The 17,976-nt window shown below is 63.9% G+C and carries 17 protein-coding genes; 10 read left to right on the forward strand and 7 right to left on the reverse strand.

Annotated elements, in window-relative coordinates; translation table 11 throughout:
• Positions 1-16: 16 nt before the first annotated feature.
• The 5 genes from AC56QX_RS31200 to AC56QX_RS31220 form a co-directional block, all read right to left on the reverse strand.
• Positions 17-1,024: an ABC transporter substrate-binding protein gene (locus tag AC56QX_RS31200; RefSeq protein WP_497117982.1), complete on the reverse strand. Its 1,008-nt coding sequence runs from the start codon at positions 1,022-1,024 to the stop codon at positions 17-19.
• Between the two features lie 258 nt (positions 1,025-1,282).
• Entirely contained in the window at positions 1,283-2,014 is a 732-nt protein-coding gene (hutC, locus tag AC56QX_RS31205; RefSeq protein ID WP_497112399.1) for a histidine utilization transcriptional repressor HutC, read from the reverse strand.
• A gap of 31 nt (positions 2,015-2,045) precedes the next feature.
• Positions 2,046-3,071 (reverse strand): zinc-dependent alcohol dehydrogenase, encoded by a 1,026-nt coding sequence (locus tag AC56QX_RS31210; protein WP_497112400.1) that lies wholly within the window; start codon positions 3,069-3,071, stop codon positions 2,046-2,048.
• 15 nt (positions 3,072-3,086) lie between these two features.
• The gene (gene hisD, locus AC56QX_RS31215; protein WP_497112401.1) at positions 3,087-4,409 is read right to left on the reverse strand and encodes a histidinol dehydrogenase; all 1,323 of its coding nucleotides are present in this window, start codon (positions 4,407-4,409) and stop codon (positions 3,087-3,089) included.
• An 82-nt stretch (positions 4,410-4,491) separates the two neighbouring features.
• Positions 4,492-5,265: an SDR family NAD(P)-dependent oxidoreductase gene (locus tag AC56QX_RS31220; protein ID WP_497112402.1), complete on the reverse strand. Its 774-nt coding sequence runs from the start codon at positions 5,263-5,265 to the stop codon at positions 4,492-4,494.
• A 230-nt stretch (positions 5,266-5,495) separates the two neighbouring features.
• On the opposite strand from AC56QX_RS31220, the gene AC56QX_RS31225 reads away from it, so the two are divergent.
• The 7 genes from AC56QX_RS31225 (at position 5,496) to AC56QX_RS31255 (ending at position 13,582) form a co-directional block, all read left to right on the forward strand.
• Positions 5,496-6,599 carry a histidinol-phosphate transaminase gene (locus tag AC56QX_RS31225; protein ID WP_497112403.1) on the forward strand — a complete coding sequence of 368 codons (1,104 nt, stop codon included), beginning with the start codon at positions 5,496-5,498 and terminating at the stop codon, positions 6,597-6,599.
• Positions 6,600-6,760: 161 nt separating this feature from the next.
• On the forward strand, positions 6,761-8,044 hold the full coding sequence (locus AC56QX_RS31230; RefSeq protein WP_497117983.1) for an NAD(P)/FAD-dependent oxidoreductase: 1,284 nt from the start codon (positions 6,761-6,763) through the stop codon (positions 8,042-8,044).
• 256 nt (positions 8,045-8,300) lie between these two features.
• Positions 8,301-9,653, forward strand: coding sequence for an ABC transporter substrate-binding protein (locus tag AC56QX_RS31235; RefSeq protein WP_497112404.1), 1,353 nt, complete (start codon positions 8,301-8,303; stop codon positions 9,651-9,653).
• Between the two features lie 96 nt (positions 9,654-9,749).
• The gene (locus AC56QX_RS31240) at positions 9,750-10,688 is read left to right on the forward strand and encodes a sugar phosphate isomerase/epimerase family protein (protein ID WP_497112405.1); all 939 of its coding nucleotides are present in this window, start codon (positions 9,750-9,752) and stop codon (positions 10,686-10,688) included.
• A complete protein-coding gene (locus AC56QX_RS31245) occupies positions 10,685-11,617 on the forward strand; it encodes a carbohydrate ABC transporter permease (protein ID WP_497112406.1) in 933 nt (310 codons plus the stop codon). The genes AC56QX_RS31240 and AC56QX_RS31245 overlap by 4 nt, the downstream gene beginning before the upstream one ends.
• Positions 11,617-12,510: a carbohydrate ABC transporter permease gene (locus tag AC56QX_RS31250; protein WP_497112407.1), complete on the forward strand. Its 894-nt coding sequence runs from the start codon at positions 11,617-11,619 to the stop codon at positions 12,508-12,510. The genes AC56QX_RS31245 and AC56QX_RS31250 overlap by 1 nt, the downstream gene beginning before the upstream one ends.
• 1 nt (position 12,511) lies before the next feature.
• The gene (locus AC56QX_RS31255) at positions 12,512-13,582 is read left to right on the forward strand and encodes a Gfo/Idh/MocA family oxidoreductase (protein ID WP_497112408.1); all 1,071 of its coding nucleotides are present in this window, start codon (positions 12,512-12,514) and stop codon (positions 13,580-13,582) included.
• A 28-nt stretch (positions 13,583-13,610) separates the two neighbouring features.
• Here AC56QX_RS31255 and AC56QX_RS31260 read toward each other — a convergent pair whose 3' ends face one another.
• The gene (locus tag AC56QX_RS31260; protein WP_497112409.1) at positions 13,611-14,417 is read right to left on the reverse strand and encodes an SDR family NAD(P)-dependent oxidoreductase; all 807 of its coding nucleotides are present in this window, start codon (positions 14,415-14,417) and stop codon (positions 13,611-13,613) included.
• Entirely contained in the window at positions 14,414-15,268 is an 855-nt protein-coding gene (locus AC56QX_RS31265; protein ID WP_497112410.1) for an NAD-dependent epimerase/dehydratase family protein, read from the reverse strand. Before AC56QX_RS31265 ends, AC56QX_RS31260 begins: the two co-directional genes overlap by 4 nt.
• A 234-nt stretch (positions 15,269-15,502) precedes the next feature.
• Between AC56QX_RS31265 and AC56QX_RS31270 the strand changes: the two genes are divergently transcribed.
• From AC56QX_RS31270 to AC56QX_RS31280, 3 genes are read left to right on the forward strand one after another with little or no spacing between them, the layout of a single operon-like run.
• Positions 15,503-16,147: a cysteine hydrolase family protein gene (locus AC56QX_RS31270; RefSeq protein ID WP_497117984.1), complete on the forward strand. Its 645-nt coding sequence runs from the start codon at positions 15,503-15,505 to the stop codon at positions 16,145-16,147.
• A 42-nt stretch (positions 16,148-16,189) separates the two neighbouring features.
• A complete protein-coding gene (locus AC56QX_RS31275) occupies positions 16,190-16,738 on the forward strand; it encodes a MarR family winged helix-turn-helix transcriptional regulator (protein WP_497112411.1) in 549 nt (182 codons plus the stop codon).
• A 41-nt stretch (positions 16,739-16,779) separates the two neighbouring features.
• A complete protein-coding gene (locus AC56QX_RS31280; RefSeq protein ID WP_497112412.1) occupies positions 16,780-17,973 on the forward strand; it encodes an amidohydrolase family protein in 1,194 nt (397 codons plus the stop codon).
• Positions 17,974-17,976: the final 3 nt, after the last annotated feature.

Below are 17,976 nucleotides of genomic sequence, written 5' to 3' on the forward strand. Positions count from 1 at the left end.
CGCGATCCGGGCTTTGTCATTCGGCTGCCTTGACGAAGGCCGGGTCGATCATCTGCTCCGGCGTCACATCGGCCTGCAGCAGCTTGGCGTTCTTGGCGGCCGCCTCGACATCAGCAAAAGTCTTGGTGGTGAAATCGCCGGTCAGCGCCGTCTTGTTTTCGGCGAGCGAATAGTAGCGCACGCCGTCGAAAGCGGTGTTGAGGTCCTTGACGTCGGAACCGACGGCCTTGGCGATGATGGCGCGGCCGCCGGGCGTGTCGGCATTGTAATCCTTGAGCGCGCCATCCCAGCTCTTGATCATGGCCAGCACCTGGCCCGGCCGCGACTTGATCACCTCGTCGCGCACTACCAGCACGTCGCTGATCAGGCCGGGATCCTCGCCGGCGGTGAACAGCAGCTTGACGTCCTTGTTCTGCGCCATGGCGACGGTGAGGTAAGGTTCGTAGGTGACCGCGACGGGCACCTGACCCGCGATCAGTGCGCCGCCGGCGTCGGACGCCGGCATCGGAACGGCTTTCACATCGTCGATCGACATGCCGTTCTTGGCGAGCGCGTATTTGAGCAGGATGTCGCTCGTCGTGCCTTCCTCGAAGGCGACCTGCTTGCCTTTGAGGTCCTTAATGGAGGTGACGTCCTTGCCGGCGATGATGGCGTCGGCCGTCATCGAGACATCGAGCAGCAGCACGATCTTCACCGGCAGGCCGGCCGCAACCATGCCCATCGCCGTGTGGGTGGCGATGTTGGCAGCGTCGAGCTGGCCGCTGGCGAGTGCCGCATTGATGTCCTTGTCCTCGGCGAAGTTGACGATCTGGACGTCCGACAGGCCATTTGCCTTGAACAGGCCCTTGGCGTCGGCGACATGCCACTGGCCATAGCCAAGCCAAGGCTCGATGCCGATCTTGAACGATCCTGCCTCGGGTGTCGTGGGAATGGCCGCATCGGCCGCATGGGCTGCGGGGGCGGCGGCGAGCCCGATGGCGGCGGCCATCATGAGCGCGCGAAATTGTCCTGCTAGGTTACGCATCATCTCGTTCCCCTTGATGATCAGACCGCTTTTTACCCAGGCATCCGGTCTGGTGAGACTGCGGGTTTCTGCTCTCGCGGCACTGTGCCTCGGCGTCTTGCCCACCACTTCATGGTGAAGTGCAGGGATATTTCAGCGTCAGCGACAGCGGATGTCAAGGCTAAAATACATACATGCATATACAAGTTGGACTGGCACAAATTTCCTACCGATTCGGCCCATCAGCCTCCCGCCATCTGTCACGCATTCACCCTGCAGTCAGTTGGGCTTGGAGGGGGAATAGCGGCTGCCGAGCGAGTAGCGGCTGCCGACATAGGTCAGCTTGCTGATGGTGGCGACGATCGCGCCCGTCCATGTGCGACGGTGCAGAAAAAGGCAGCAGCTGCCGACATCAATGTTGAGATGCCGCGCGGTCTCGGCGTCGGCCGGGATTGCTGAGATGATGTGCTCGACCTCGGTCACCGGGGTTTTCTGCATTAGGTAGTCGTAGGTCGCCGTCTTCGAAAAATCCTGCTTGTCGTAGTCGGGGATCAGGCTCGGATTGACGAAGCGCTCTTCCAATTGCACCGGCAAATCGTTCTCGAAATTGACGACGACTGAATGATAGATCGAGACCCGCTTTGGAAACTCGAACGACAGTGCGAGTTCCTTCGTCGGCGTGATGGTTTCCAGCACGAGGACTTCGGAGCGATGCCGGTTGCCACGCTCGACGATCTCGGCCGCGATGTTGTTGATCTCGATCAGCGTCGATTGCGGCCGGGGCGGCGCGATGAACGTGCCCACGCCTTGCAGCCGGATCAGGAATCCCGCAGCGGTCAGTTCCCGCAAGGCCCGGTGAACCGTCATCCGTGAGACGCCAAGCGAAACCACCAGCTCGTTCTCGGACGGCAGCTTGCGATCCTTGCCCCACCGGCCCGTTCCGATGTTGGCCAGGATGTAGTCCTTCACCTTCTCGTAAAGGGGGCTCGCCGTATCGGGCAACTCGATCATTTCAAAATCCTTTCCGGCAATTTATCGGAAATCACGCCGGCTCAACAGGTTGCCGCATGCGGATGATTGTTTTCAAGCCGTCGCTCTCGCCCGCCAACAACCGCTCATAGGCTGCCGGTATCTCGTCCAGGCTGATCTCGCGATCGATCAGGGTGAGCAGCGGGTCGCTCAACTCACTCAACATCCGCACGGCGTCGGGCAGTTCGTCGGCGAAGGCATGGCATCCCAGCAACGCGATCTCGCGTTCGACCAGAAGATTGGGGTCGATGTCGAGACGGTCGTGGAAGATGCCGACCATCGCCACCGCGCTGCCGGAATCGAGAACGCCGAGCAACTGAGTGAATGCGGCAATGCTGCCGGTAGCCTCGACGGCGGCCAGCAATGGCGCATTGCCGGTTGCGGCGGCAATGGCATCGCGGTCGAGGTCGACACTCGTTGCGCCGGTCACCTGCGCCACGCGGGCGCAGCGCGCCTGATTGCGGTCGGCGACAAGCACGGTGCCGGCGAAGCTTCGCGACAGCAGCAGCGCGGCAAGACCGCCGATCGGCCCGCAGCCGACGACAAGCACGGAGCCTGCCGTCTTCGGCAGACGCCGCACCGCGTGCAACGCCACCGCGAGCGGCTCGGCCATGGCAGCGACCCGCTCATCCAGCGCCGGATCGACGACATGCAGCAGCCGTGCGGGCAACACCGCCTGTTCGGCAAAGCCGCCGTCGCAGACTTCGCCGACGAAGCCCAGCGAAGCGCAGAGATGGCGCCTGCCGGCACGGCATTGCGCGCACTCCCCGCACCAGAAACGGGAATCGGCGACCACCCTGTCGCCGACGGCGACGGTGTCGACGCCCTCGCCGAGCGCGATCACCGTGCCGGTCAGTTCGTGGCCGGCCGTCGAAGGCGAGCGACTTATCCATTGGCCGGTGCGGAAATTGTGTAGGTCCGACCCGCAAATGCCGGCGGCATCGACCCTGAGCTTCACCCAGCCCGCATCCGGCGCGCCCGGCGAAGCAATGTCCTCTACCCGCAGATCGCCGGGTCCATAAAGCCTTGCCGCCTTCATCGCGATCGTCTCCGCTCAGCCGGCGAGGTAGCGGTCGCGGATTTCCGAGACCGCGTTTTCATGCGAGCTGAAGCCCTCGTAGCGAGCGAGCCTGCGGGCATGCATCGCCAGTTCCGGATAGGCGGCCGAGGTGACATAGCCGACCGACGAGCGCTTGACGAAATCCGTCACCGAGAGCGGCCCATAGGTTCGCGCCCAGCGGCTGGTCGGCAGCACGGCATTCGGCCCGAGAACGAAATTGGCCAGCGTCACCGGCGTGTGCGGGCCCATCAGGATTTCGGCCGCCTCGGTGATGTGCCCGAGATGCGCGAACGGCTCCTTCGACAGGATTTCCAGATGTTCGGGCGCATAGTCGTTGATGAAACGATAGCTGTCTTCCAGCGACGCGGTCAGCACGATGCCGCCACGCTTGCCGGTCAGCACCGCGCGCGAGAATTCGACGCGCTGCTCGGTCATGCGCGACCAGTGTTCCGGGAGTGCGGTGAGTGCTGCTTCGGCGACCTTGCGGCTGTGCGTCACCAGATATGCCGAGGAATCCGGCCCATGCTCGGCCTCGATTAACAGGTCAAGCGCTGCAAGACCGCCGTCGACGCTGTCATCGGCAAAGATGATGGCTTCCGACGGACCGGCAGGAAGACCGGTGTTGATGATCGACGACAGCACGCTCTTGGCCGCCACCACCCACGGACTGCCCGGGCCGACGATCTTGAGCGCAGGCTTCACCGTTTCGGTACCGTAGGCGACGGCAGCGACGGCTTGAGCACCGCCGCATTTGTACACCGTCTGCACGCCGGCCAGGCGCGCGGCGACGAGCGTTGCCGCATCCACCGAACCGTCCGCTGTCGGCGGCGTCACGATGGCGATCTGCGGCACGCCGGCAATGACCGCCGGAACCGAGGTCATCATCGTCACCGACGGAAAGGCGCCCTTGCCGCGCGGCACGTAAAGCGCGACGGAGGCGATCGGCGTGTAGCGGTCGCCGGCATAGGCGCCCGGCCGGACTTCCTTGAGCCACATGGTTTCCGGCTTCTGCTCCTCATGGAAACGCCTGATGTTGTCGATGCCGAAACCGATGCTCTCGACAACATCCTTTTCGACCTTGTCGAATGCCGCATCGAACTCGGCCTCCGAGACCTTCAGTCCGCCCTCGGCGACATCGGCCTTGTCGAGTTCTCTGGCGAAGCGGATCAGCGCGGCGTCACCCTCGTCCTTGACGGACTGGATGATCGGGCGGACCTTTTCGACGAAGACCGACAGATCGCTCTCGGCGCGTTTCAGCAGACTGGCCCGCTGGGTGGCATCGAGCGATGACAGATCGTGGAAGCTGATGTCGGACATGGGTATTCCTCTTTGTTGGAACGCAACGTGCCAGCCGGTCACAGTGCGGAAGATTTTGGTTTCGAACTTACTGCGAGCCGCCTCAAATCGATGCGAGAAACCCGCCATCCACCGGAATGGACTGGCCGGTTATGTAGGCGGCCGCATCCGAGGCAAGGAACACGGCAACGCCGTGCAGATCGCTGAGATCGCCGAAACGGTGCTGCGGGATCTTGGCCAGCATCGACTGCTGCCATGCCTCGTTGCTGTAGAACACATCCGTCATCGCCGTCCTGAAATAGCCCGGAGCGATGGCGTTGACCCTGATGCCGAGATCCGCCCACTCCGCCGCCAGCGCCCGCGTCATGCCGAGCAGGCCCGACTTCGACGAGCCATAGGGCACCGCGGTCGGGATGCCGACTTCCGAAGTCAGCGAGCAGAGGTTGATGATGGCGCCGGGCCGGCCGGCGTCGCGCATCTGCCGCGCCGCGGCCTGGGCGCAGAAGAACGCGCCTTTGAGATTGGTGTCGACGATCCGGTCCCACAGCGCCTCGTCGACATCGAGCGAGGGCCGGACCTCTTCCATCCCGGCATTGTTGACGAGGATATCGAGACCGCCAAGCAGGCTCGCGGCTTCGGCGGTGGCCGCATGGCAGCGGCCGACATCGGTGACGTCGAGGGCGACGGCATGCGCCACCCCGCCGGCCGCACGGATTGCCGCTGTCGTCTCGTCGAGCGAGGCCAGGCTGCGCGCGGTGACCGCGACGTCGGCGCCGGCAGCGCTCAGAGCCTCGGCTATGCTGCGGCCGATGCCGCGGCTGGCGCCGGTGACAAGCGCCTTCCTGCCGGCGAGATCGAAGAGAGAAGCATTGCGCATGTGATCCTCCTTGCCGGTGTCGGTTCCCGCTTCGATGCCGAGACTATCAGATCAGGTTACATATACAAGCATATACAAACCGTTTCGGCTACGCTACTCCTGACAAAAATCGCCGCACCAGCGCGCCCGTCGGTGACCTGGCTTGCCCCAGGGACGATGCCGCGAAACCCGGTGTTTGAGAACCCGGCCGAAGGCGGAAGTCGCTTGGCCAACCGCAGAGGAGCCCGCTCGTGTCGAAAGCTTCAGACATGGTCCGAACCGAAGTCACGCGCCTGTCGCCTTACAATTCCGGGCTGACCATCGCCGAGGTCATGCAGCGATACGCCCCAGTCAGGATCGCCAAGCTGGGCTCGAATGAAAACCCGCTTGGCCCGAGCCCGACGCTCGCCACGGTGATGCAGGACGGCGCCGAGATATTCCGGCTCTATCCGGATCCGGCCGGGCGCGAGCTGCGACAGGCCATCGCCGCCAAATATGAAGTGGGCGAGGATCAAATCATCCTCGGCAATGGCTCGGAGGATCTTCTTTCCGTCATCAGCCGTGCCGTGTTGCGGCCCGGCGACGCTGTCGTCACGCTCTATCCGTCGTTCCCGCTGCACGAAGACTACGCGACGCTGATGGGCGCGACCATCAACCGCGTGGCCGTCAACGACGATCTCACCATCAACGTCGACGCGCTGATCGAGACGGTACGCGAAGGCCCCCGCATGCTGCTGTTCTCGAACCCGATGAACCCGGTCGGCAGTTGGTTGTCGAGCAGCGATCTGTCGAGAGTGCTGGATGCGGTGAGCGACAAGACGCTGATCGTCATCGATGAGGCCTATGCCGAATATGCCGAGGGCGAAGACTATGCTTCGTCCCTGCCCGACCTCGGCAAACGCGACCGGTCCTGGATCGTGCTGCGGACATTTTCCAAGGCGTTCGGGCTTGCCGGGTTGCGGATCGGCTTCGGCATCGTCGGTGACCCGGAATTGCGCGCGCTGCTCGACCGGGTGCGCACGCCCTTCAACGCCAATGGCATTGCGCAGGCGGCAGCCTTGGCGGCGCTCGCGGATGAGGAACACCTTGTCAGGGTCGTCGCGCTGGCCAAGGCGGAAAGAACGCGTATCGCGAGCTTTCTCAGGAGCAAAGACCTCGAATTCGCCCCTTCACGAGGCAACTTCCTGTTCTTCAACTGCCGGCACGATGCCTCCGCCTTCGCCGAGCGCCTGCTGCGCGAAGGCGTCATTGTCAAACCCTGGAAGCAGGAAGGCTTCGACAGCTATGTGCGCGTCAGCATCGGCTCGCCATCGGAGAACGACCACTTTATGGCCGCGCTGTCGCAACTGTTGTGATTTCCCGAAAGCCATGCTGAATTGCGTGGCGCGTCCGGCACGGTATTCGAGAGTCTGCCGTTTTGGAGTTTCTCGCAGGTAGCGCATCCCCTTTCGCCCGACGGCTTTCGCCAGCCTCTCTGACCTGCGTCTCTTCCGGTGTTCCCTTGACAATGCCCAATTTGCTCGAAAGCAGCCCGCCCCGGAGCCTCTACCGCGAAACGGCCGGCGGCACCGCCAACTACCCTGCCCTTGCCGGCGCCCAGCGGGCAAGAGTGGCCATTGTCGGCGGCGGCTTCACCGGCCTTTCGGCCGCCTTGCATCTGGCGGAAGCCGGCGACGATGTTGCCGTGCTCGAGGCCCAGCAGCCGGGTTGGGGCGCGTCGGGCAGGAATGGCGGCCAGGTCAATCCCGGCCTCAAATACGATCCCGACACGATCGAGGCGATGTTCGGCCCTGAGCTTGGGCCGCGGATGATCGATTTCTCCTATGGCGCGCCGGATTTCACCTTCGGCCTCATCAAGCGCCTGTCGATCGCCTGCGAGGCGCGGCAGAACGGCACGATACGCGCAGCCATCCGGCCAAAGCCGGAAGCCGCGGTGCGGACCACGGCCGCGCAATGCGAACGGCGGGGAATGCCGGTGAGCCTGCTGGAGGCAAAGGCGATGGCGGCGCGTACTGGAACGGACAGATACATATCCGGCATGTTCGACGCCCGCGGCGGCGACCTCCATCCCTTGAAATACACACTTGGCTTGGCAGCCGCCGCGCAGAGCGCCGGCGCGCGGATATTCGGCGGCAGCGAAGTGCTCTCGCTGAACAGGGATGCCGGACGATGGATCCTCAAAACCGCGAACGGTTCTGTCAGCGCCGAGAAGGTTCTTATCGCGACCAATGGCTATACCGGAGCCCTGTGGCCGGGCCTGGAGCAGTCTCTCGTCCCGGTGTTCAGCGCGATTGCAGCAACCGAACCGCTTTCACCGGCAGTCGCGGGAGCAATCCTCCCCGAAAGGCCCGTCCTCTACGAAGCCGGCAACATCACCGTTTACTACCGCATCGACGCCGAGAGGCGCCTGCTCATGGGCGGCCGGGGGCCGATGAAACCCATCGGAGATGCTTCCGCCATCCGCTACCTCACCGACTATGCGCTGCGGCTCTGGCCAGCACTTTCGGGAACACGCTGGACACACGCCTGGAACGGCCGGGTGGCGATCACGAAGGACCATCTTCTGCACATTCACGAGCCGGAAGACGGCGTGCTGATCTGCCTTGGCTACAACGGCCGTGGCGTCGCCATGGCCTCGGCCATGGGCGCTGTCTTGGCGCAGCGCCTGCGCGGCAACGAGACCTCACCATTTCCCATGCCTACATCGCCGCTCCAGCCGATCCGGTTTCACCGCTTCTGGCCGCTCGGGGTGAAGGGAGCGATCCTTTCCGGACGGCTGAAGGACCGCTTCGGCCTCTAACGCGAAGAGCCCACCCGGCCTGACAAGCCGTGGGATCGCAAGCCTGGCGTTTCGGCCAGCGGTCTTGCGTCGGCGCCTTTTCATACTCGAACGCCAAGCCGGCCATTTTCGCTCCCGGGGCGCTCTCATCATGCCGATCAAATTATAGGCACACTTGCCGATTGACAAAAATCATAACAGGCGACCAAGATCATATGACCATCAACGATATTTGGTCCCGAGGTTGCCCCTCGGCATTGGCGAAAAGGAGAGCCAGATGCCCGTTCAGCAGAGAGTGACCCATCGTTCGAAACAAAGCCCCGCCAGCTCCATCCTTGCCACCGCACTGCTAAGCCTCGGCCTGATCACACTGCCCGGCATCGGCCATGCCGACGGGATCACGCTCAAGGTTTTCGGCGGCTCGGCGCTTGACGAACTCGCGCCGCGCCAGCCGCCGGACGAGCAGAAGAAGATCCAGAAGCAGGTCATCGACGGATTCCTCAAGGCCAACCCGGACATCACCGCTGTCGAGTGGGACGCACAGGGGCCGCAGACCGATTCGATCCAGCGCCTGATGACCGCCAAGCTGGCAAACCAGGAAATGGACCTGATCGCCTGCCCGGCCTTCTACACCAATGGCGCCTATGTCCGGCGCAAGCTGGTCATGCCGATCACCGACAAGATCAAGCCTTTCCAGGACCGGATCGACGCCGCCGCACTCGGCGCCTTCACCATTAGCGGCCAGGTCTATGGCGTGCCGATCTCGACGCTCTCGACATCGACGATCTTCTACAATGTCGATCTCTTTCAGAAGCTCGGCATCCCCGTTCCGCCGACCTATGATGATCTCAAGGCCGCCGTGCCGAAATTCAAGACGGCGGGCGTGATCCCGCTGCTGCATCAAGGCTCGAACACCGTGATGTGGCCGATGTGGTATTTCGAAACCTTCTCGCAGGCCTCGGGCGATGCCATCGGCAAGACCCAGAAGAATCTCGAAGGCACGGCGAAGTTCACCGATGCTCCCGATGTCGAAGGCTTCAAGCTGATCAAGCAATGGGTCGACGACGGCATCCTGTCCAAGGATTCGCTTTCGGTCGACCAGGACGGCATGCGGGCTGCCTTCGCCGCCGGCAAGAGCGCCATGTACTATGGCGGCACCTGGGAAGTCCCCTCGCTCCAGACCAGCGTCAAGGCATTCAAATGGGGTGTCTTCGCCTTTCCGAAAATGGACGGCACGCCGGGCGCGCCGGGCCATGGCGGCGGCGCCGACAACGGCATGTGCGTCGCCTCGTCGATCCCGCCCGAAAAGCTCGATGCGGCGGTCAAGTTCATCGAGTATCTGACAAGGCCGGAGGTGGCGACGCTCTATCTCGCCCCGGAGCAGCCGATCGCCGCCTCAATCAAGGGCGTGCCGCAGGTCGAGGATGCGTACGCCGTCGAACTGCGCAAGCAAGCCTTCCCGAGCACGATCAAGTTCCTCGACTGGATCTGGCCGTCGGAAGTCGCGTCAGCCACGGCCTCGGCCATTGCCGGCATCGTCGGCGGCACGACGACGCCCGAGGATGCCGCCGCCTCGATCCAGACCACCTTCGACGATCTCAAGGCCCAGGGCAACTGGCCGCCGAAGTGAGGGTAGACAAGTAAGCGCGCATCCAGCCCGGCTGACGCGCACCCAGAAAAAACGAGGCCGCCCGTTTCGGGCAGCCTCGCCAATCGGAGACAACACATGACGCAACCTCGTGCCGAACGGCAGCGTTTTTCGATCGGCTACCACCTGAACAGCTGGGACCTGACCGGCCTTCCGCTGAGGCCAGCCATAAAATTCCTGGCCGAACAGGGTTTCGGCTGGTTCGAGATCCTCGCCTTCACCAGCCTGTCGGACCAGTACGCCCGCAAATACATGCAGCTCGGCAACCAGGCGCCGATGGGGGTGACCACCGACACCGATATCCTGCGGCGCTACGCGCTGCTGTCGGAAGGCCAGAGCGAATATGGCATCAAGCTCTCGTCCTTCTACGTCAATGCGATCTTCACCAACCCTGTCGCCTGGCCTTACGAACGCGACGTGCTGGTGGCGCTGACCAGGATGCTGAAGGGTTTTGGCTCACCGGTGCTGGTTCTCGGCGGCGGTCCCTCGGAAGCCATTGCCGGCCCCCACACCACCGACGATTACCGCGCCTTCTGCCGGGCCCTGGAAGATATCGGCAAGCGGACAAAGGACCTCGGCATCGAGACGGTCTATCACCCGCATCTCGACACCTTTATCGAGCGCCGTGACCAGCTCGATCGCATGATGGATGAACTCGATACCGATCTCGCAGGACTCTGCATCGATCCGGCGCATCTTGCCCACACCAATTCCGATCCGGTCGACGCGGTCCGAACCTACATCTCGGCCGTACGCTACATGCATTTCAAGGACACCAGGGTGGACCCGGCGCTCAAGGGCTATGACCGCTACGGCGCCTTCTGCGAACTCGGCGCCGGTGTCGTCGATCTCACCGGCATCGTCGACGTGCTGCTGGCGGCAAATTACGACGGTCTCGCCATCATCGAGCTCGATGCATCGAAGAAGACCGCCGAGCAGAGCACGCTAGAGAGCATCGCCTATGTCAGGGACACACTCGGGCTGGCGCTGACGCCGCAAAGCGCCAAGGCCGCATGACCGCGCGATCGCAAGAAGCTCCTGCTCCGGGCCGTTCCGACGCCTGGCGCTTTCTTGCCGGGGACGGTGCAGTCGCCTTCTTGATGATCCTGCCCGCCGCGATCCTGTTTTGCCTTTTCTACCTCTGGCCCTTCGTCAACGGTTTCTGGCTCAGCCTGCACAATTGGGACGGGTTTTCCGATCCGACCTGGGCAGGCTTTTCCAACTATCAGCGCCTCCTGCATGACCGCATCTTCCTCGGCGCACTGCGCAACAATTTGATCTTCGTTATTGCCGTCGTCATCCTGAAGAATGTGCTCGGTCTCGGGCTGGCGCTGCTGCTCAACCGGGCGCTGGTCGGCCGCGCTTTCTTTCGCGCCGCCGCCTTCGTGCCGGTGACGATGTCCTTCGTCGCCGTCGGGCTGCTCTGGTCGTGGATCTACAATCCGGTCTTCGGCCTGCTCAACGGGGCGCTCGATCTGTTCGGCCTCGGCGGCCTGAAACAGTCATGGCTTGGCGATGCCGACATCGCGCTCTACTCGATCATCGTCGTCGACGTCTGGAAATGGCTGGGCTTCCATGCCGTCATCTATCTTGCGGGGTTGCAGACGATCCCTTCGGAACTCTATGAATCGGCCAAGATGGACGGCGCCGGTCCGCTGCAGCGCTTCCGGCACGTCACCTTGCCGATGATGATGCCGATCGTCTTCATCAACACCATTCTCGGCCTGTCAGGCGCCTTCGTGCGCAACTTCGACATCGTCTATGTGCTGACCAAGGGCGGCCCGAACCACGCCACCGAAGTCGTTCTCACCTACATGATGAGCAAGGCCTTCCAGGACGGCGCCATGAGCTATGCCGCGGCGATCGGCTATGTGCTGTTCCTGATCGTCGGGCTGGCCAGCGTCGGCCTGCTCGCGCTGATGCGGCGGCAGAGGCTGGATGTCTGATGAGCGCCGCGGCCAAGCCTTCGCTCACCCAAGATGACGGCGCGGCCCGCCGGCCCCGGCGCCTCGGCAGACGCGGCCTGCTCGAAGTCGCGGGCATCTATGCGGCGCTCGCTTTGGTGCTCATCGAGACACTCTATCCCCTGCTTTGGGTGCTGTTCGGCTCGCTCAAGACCAAGGAGGAGATGCTGAGCAATATCTGGGGTCCGCCATCGAGCCTGGTGCTGCAGAATTATGCCGATGCCTGGCGCATCGCCGGCATGGGGTCGCGCATCGTCAGCAGCGTGCTGGTCACCGGTTCGGCCTTGATCATCCTGGTCGTCGTGGCTACGCCCTGCGCCTATGCGCTGGCGCGGCTGCGCTTTCCCGGGCGTGGCGTCGTGCTGGCGGTGGCGGTGGCGGCCATGCTGGTGCCGCCGCAGGTGATGGCCATTCCGCTGTTCATGGTGGCGCGCGACCTCGGCCTGATCAACAACCGGCTCGGCGTCGCCTTCGTCTATGCGGCGACGTCGCTGCCGCTGTCGGTCTTCATCCTGCGCAGCTTCTTCGTCACCTTGCCCGCCGATCTCGAGGACGCCGCGCGCGTCGACGGTGCGAGCCGGCTCGAAATCCTGATCCACATCATGCTGCCGCTGGTCCGGCCGGGCGTCGCGCTGATCCTGATCTTCGGCTTCATCGAGATCTGGAACGATTTCTTCCTCGCCTTCCTGCTGCTGCGCGACCCCTCGGTGCAGACCATTCCGCTCGGCCTGGTCAGCTTCTTCCAGCAGTACGATTCGCTATGGACACTCTATTTCGCCGCGTTGACGATCACGACACTGCCGGTGATCGTCGTCTTCCTCGCCATGCAACGGCAGTTCATCGCCGGCCTGACAGCCGGCGCCGTGAAGGGTTGACATGCAGGATCGCACTATCGGCGTTGGCGTCATCGGTTGCGGCGAGATCGCCCAGCTGATGCATTTGCCCTATCTCATGGAATTGCCGGCGTTTCGCATTGCCGCCCTGTGCGACATCTCGCCCGGCACGGTCGACGCGGTCGGAGAGCATTACGGTGTCGCGGCCCGCTATACGGACCATCGCGCCCTGCTTGCCGATCCCAATGTCGATGCTGTGGTGATCTGCACCTACGACCATGGCGAGATGGTCGCCGACGCGATCCGTGCCGGCAAGCACCTGATCGTCGAGAAGCCGCTCGCCTTCACCCCGCAAGAAGCGCGCCCGCTGGTCGAGCAGGCTGAGCGAAGCGGCCTCGTCGCCCTTGTCGGCTACATGAAATTTTATGATCCCGGCTACGAAACCGGATTGGAGCGAATTGCCGCGATCGGCAGGCCGAAGTCGATCCATGTCCATGATTTCGCCGGCCGCTTCGACCGTTACGGCAAGCTCTACACGCAGACCCGCATCGCTGACGTGCCGACCGAGATGTTGGCGGCGGGACGCGATGCGGTCGCCCGGCGCGTCGAGGCGGCGCTCGGCGCCAATCATGCCGGCTATCGCGACCTCTATCTGTTGCTGCTCGGTCTCAGCAGCCATGACCTTGCCGTCATGCGCGGCGCGTTCGGCACGCCGGACCGCGTCGTCCATGCGCAACAGACCGGACCCAACCAGTTGCTGGCCGTGCTCGACTATGGCGGCGCGCCTTGCCTGTTCGACATGGCGCTTGCCCAGTATGAATGGTGGGACGAGTGGATCCATGTGCATGGCGAGCGCGACGAGGTGCGGATCGAATTCCAGAACCCCTATTTCCGCAACGCCTCGGCCATGGTGCGCGTGCGCGAGGCCACAGGCGAGACCGCGTCCGAGCGCGTCATACCGGGTGTCCCCGACACCTCGTTCCGCCGTGAATGGCAGCATTTCGCCGATTGCATCCTGACCGGAGCAAAACCGCGCACGCCGCTTTCGGGCGGACTTGCCGACCTCGATCTTGCGGTCCGGATCATCCAGGCAATGCCGCCGAAGAGACTTTGAGACGCCAGCTGAGACGTGAGATCCAGGTCTAGCGAAATTTCGGAAACGCGTCGCCGGCCGGCGCGTTGGCCCAGCTCTGCAAAGTCTGGCCGCCGTCGATCAGCCAGTCGACGCCGGTGACATGCCTTGCCTCGTCCGAGGCTAGGAACGCCACCGCGGCCGCGACATCGTCCGGCTGGCCAATGCGGCGCAGCGGGATGCGGTCGGCGAAATGCTGGACGCTGCTCTTGAAATCGCCGTCGCCTGAAGCCGGCACGCCGAGCGTCGTCTCGATCACACCGGGGCAGATGGCGTTGACGCGGATGCCGTAGGGCGCGGCATCGAGCGCCGCGACCCGCGTCAGCCCGACCACGCCATGTTTGGAGGCGACATAGCCGGCGCCGCCCGCAAGCACGTCCCAACCGGCCATCGACGAGCCCATATTGACGATCGAGCCGCCGGTTCCGGCCCTGATCATCGCCTGGAGCGATGCCTGCAGGACAAGGAAGATGCCGCGCAGATTGATGCGGATGATGGTGTCCCAGTCCTCGACCGGCAAATCGTGCACGGGAGCGACGACGCCAGAAATACCGGCATTGTTGAACACGACATCCAGCCCGCCGAATGTCTCGACGGTCGTTGCGACGGCGCTGCGCACATCCTTCTCGTCGGTGACGTCGGCGTCGATGGCGATAGCGTTGTCGCCGAGAGAGCGAGCCAGCTCGCGGGCCGCCGCGCCGTTGCGGTCGACAATGGCGACGCGCGCGCCTTCGTCGAGGAAACGCCGGACCGCGGCACTGCCGATGGCGCCGGCGCCGCCGGTGACAAGGACCTTCTTCTGGTCGAACCTTTTCATCCCTCGGTCTCCGGCTTTGGATAGGAACGCCATGAATGCTCCGGCTCGAAGCCAATCGTTTCGCGCGCATGGATCGTATCGAGCACGGACCCGAAACCGGCGATCGGCCGCGACAGGGCAACGCCTGGATAGACCCGGCGCACCAGCGTTTCGGTCTCCTCGTCCATGAAGGTGTCGGCGGCGCTGAGCAGGACGCGCAGATGGCCATCGCCTTGCCATTCGAGCGCCCGCAGGAAGCCTTGCCCGGCATCGCGCGCGTCGAGATAGGCCCACAGGTCGCGGGCGCTGTCGGCGGTGGCGCGGCGCGGACCGACGCCGGCGAAGAAGGATTGCGGGGTCTGGATCCATGGCATGCGGATGCTGACCGCCGAAAAGGCACTTCTGCGCACCGCCGCGTCGACGATTTCCTCGCCAAGCCATTTCGACAGGCCGTAAGGATCCTGCGCGCCGACGGGATGGTTCATGTCGACCGGCAGATAGGGCGGAACGACCGTCTTCTCGAAGAAAGGATAGCCGAAGACGCTGAAAGACGAGGCATAGACGAAGCGGCTGATGCCAGCCGTGGCGGCGGCCTCGACGACATTGTAGGCGGTGGCGACATTGGTCTTGAAGACCTCGCCGCCGGCCCGGCCGGTCGGCCGCGGAATCGCCGCTACATGCACGACGGCGTCGCAGTCGCGCACCAGCTGCAGGGTCGATCCCAGATCGGTCAGGTCGGCGGTGACGTGACGCCATGCGCCCCCGACCGGCGCCACAGTATCGATGCCCAGCACGTCATGGCCGGCGGCAAGCAGGGCCTCGGCAACGTGGCGACCAAGCAGGCCACTGGCACCGGTGACGATCGCCCTCATATCACGGCCCTCGGCTCGCAAGCACAGAGGCTTGGATATCATTGATGGTCATACAAATTGAGTCCATGATTGCCACCCCTTGTCAAGGCCTTATCCGGCTGGACAAATAGCGCATACGCTTGTCAGAGCGGCATGCGCAAGGCCGGTGGCCACAGCTTTGCATCGAACGGGATTGACTTGGCACCCGCCAGGGTTTTTTGTATGAGCATCAACGATCGACCAAAGGAGTCCGCCATGGCCGTGGACGTTTTTTCCTCACATCGGCACGATGACGCAATGCGCCTTGATCCGCAACGCGCAGCCATTATCGTCATCGATATGGTCAACGAGTTCTGCAAACCCGGCGGGGCCATGGTCCTGCCGGGATATGAGACGCTGGTGGCGCCGCAGCTGGCTGTTATCGAGGCCGCCCGCGCGCGCGGCGTGCCGGTGATCTGGGTTCATGATGCGCACCGGCCGGGCATGCGCCGCGAGCGCGAATGGGTCAAGCGCACCCCGCATTGCGTCGAGGGCAGCTGGGGGCCGGAAATCATCGAAGACCTCGGCGCCCGCGATGACGAGATCCACGTCATCAAGCGGCGCTACTCGGCCTTCTTTCAGACCGATCTCGACCTGACGCTCAAGGATATGCAGGTCGACCAGTTGGTGATCTTCGGCGTGGTCACCAACATTTGCGTGCGATCGACCGTTCACGATGCTTTTTTCCAGGGCTATGAAGTGGTGGTGCCGAGCGATTGCTGCGCGGCGACCGGACCGCGCGAGCAGGAAAGCTCGCTCTACGACATAGCGACGCATTTCGGCGTGGTCAGCGATTCGGCTGATGTCGTCGCGGCCCTTCGCGATGGGACGTCGCTGCAACCGACCGAAGTCGCGGCTTGAGCTAGGGCCAGCGGCATCCGAGACAGGCAACAGGAGTGCGGTTTGACGACCGAAAAGAAATCCGAGAAAAACGCGACACCGAAGCGACCGAGCGGCAACGCGGAACCACTGACCCGCGAGCAGGTGCTGGAGCGGTACGCCGAGACCGGATACGCGTTGGACCAGCACCCGGCGCACGTCATCCGCAAGGCGCATCAGCGCGCGACGCTGCGTTTCCAGCAGGTCATGGCCGGCGAAGACCTGTCGCCGACCCAGTTCGCGGCCCTTGCCACGATCCTCAAACATGGCGAGGTATCGCAGAACCATCTCGGCCGGCTGACGGCAATGGACCCGTCGACCATCAGCATCGTCATGCGCAAGCTGCTCAAACACGGGCTGATCACGCGCAGCGCCTCCGACACCGACCAGCGCCTGTCGATGATCGCACTGACCGAGAAAGGCACCGAATACACGCTCGAGCGGCTCGCACGCAGCGTCGAGGTCGGACGCCGCTTCCTGTCACCGCTGTCACCCGCCGAGCAGGCGACGCTGCTTCGCCTGCTCAAGCGCATCAATAACGACGATCCATCGAATGGCGACGGCGGCAAGTAAGCCGCGTCCAGACCTTTCCACACCAGCAGAAGTGAGATCCGATGTCGTCCGACCCCAAGTCGTCTGCCAACACGCTCGTCGTCCGCAATATCGGCCTCATGCTGAGCGGCGACCTCGGCCTGCCGATCCTCGACGCCGACACCATCGTCGTGACCGACGGGCGCATTACAGGCATTGGCAAGGCCGATGACGTCGACAGCGGCAATGCGGCGACCATCATCGACGCGATGGGCTGCGCGGTCGCACCGGGGCTCATCGACAACCACGCCCATCCGGTGGCCGGCGACTGGACGCCGCGGCAGAACCAGATCGGCTGGATGGATTCGACCGTGCATGGCGGCGTCACCACGATCATTTCGGCGGGAGAGGTCCACACACCGGGCCGCCCGCGCGACCTGGTCGGGCTGAAGGCACTGGCGATCGCGGCGCAGCGCACCTTCTCCAACTTCCGTCCCAACGGCATGAAGATCCTTGCCGGCGCCCCCATCTTGGAACACGGCCTGGTCGAGGATGACTTTCGATACCTCGCCGAGGCCGGCGTGACACTTGTCGGCGAGGTTGGTCTCGGCGGCGTCAAGGATGGCCCGACCGGCCGGCAGATGATCGCCTGGGCGCGCAAATACGGCATGACCTCGATGACCCACACAGGCGGACCATCGCTGCCTGGCTCCGGCCGCATCGGCGCCGATGTGGTGCTGGAAGTCGACGCCGACATCGTTGCCCACGTCAACGGCGGACCGACGGCCCTGCCGGAAGCCGAGATCCGGCAGATCTGCGAAAACGGCGCGCGTGCGCTTGAAATCGTCCACAACGGCAATCTGCGCACCGGACTGTTCGTGCTCGACCTGGCCAGGCAGCGCGGCGAACTTTCGCGCGTCATCCTCGGCACCGACAGCCCGGCCGGATCCGGCGTGCAGCCGCTCGGCATTTTAAGGACGCTGACCATGCTGGCTTCGCTGGGCGGCATCGCGCCGGAAGTGGCGTTCTGTCTTGCCAGCGGCAACACGGCGCGCGTGCGCGGACTGACCGACCGCGGCATCATCGAGGTCGGCCGCGCCGCCGACCTGATCTTCATCGATCAGGCGATCGGCGGTGCCGGTGACGGGCTGCTCGATAGTATCTCGCTCGGCAATCTGCCGGGCATCGGCATGGTCGTCATCGACGGCGAGGTGCGCACCGGCCGGAGCCGCAACACCCCGCCGGCAATGCGGGTGCCGGAAGTCAGGGCTGCCTGACGG

This window comes from Mesorhizobium sp. RCAM 06353, assembly GCF_059683585.1.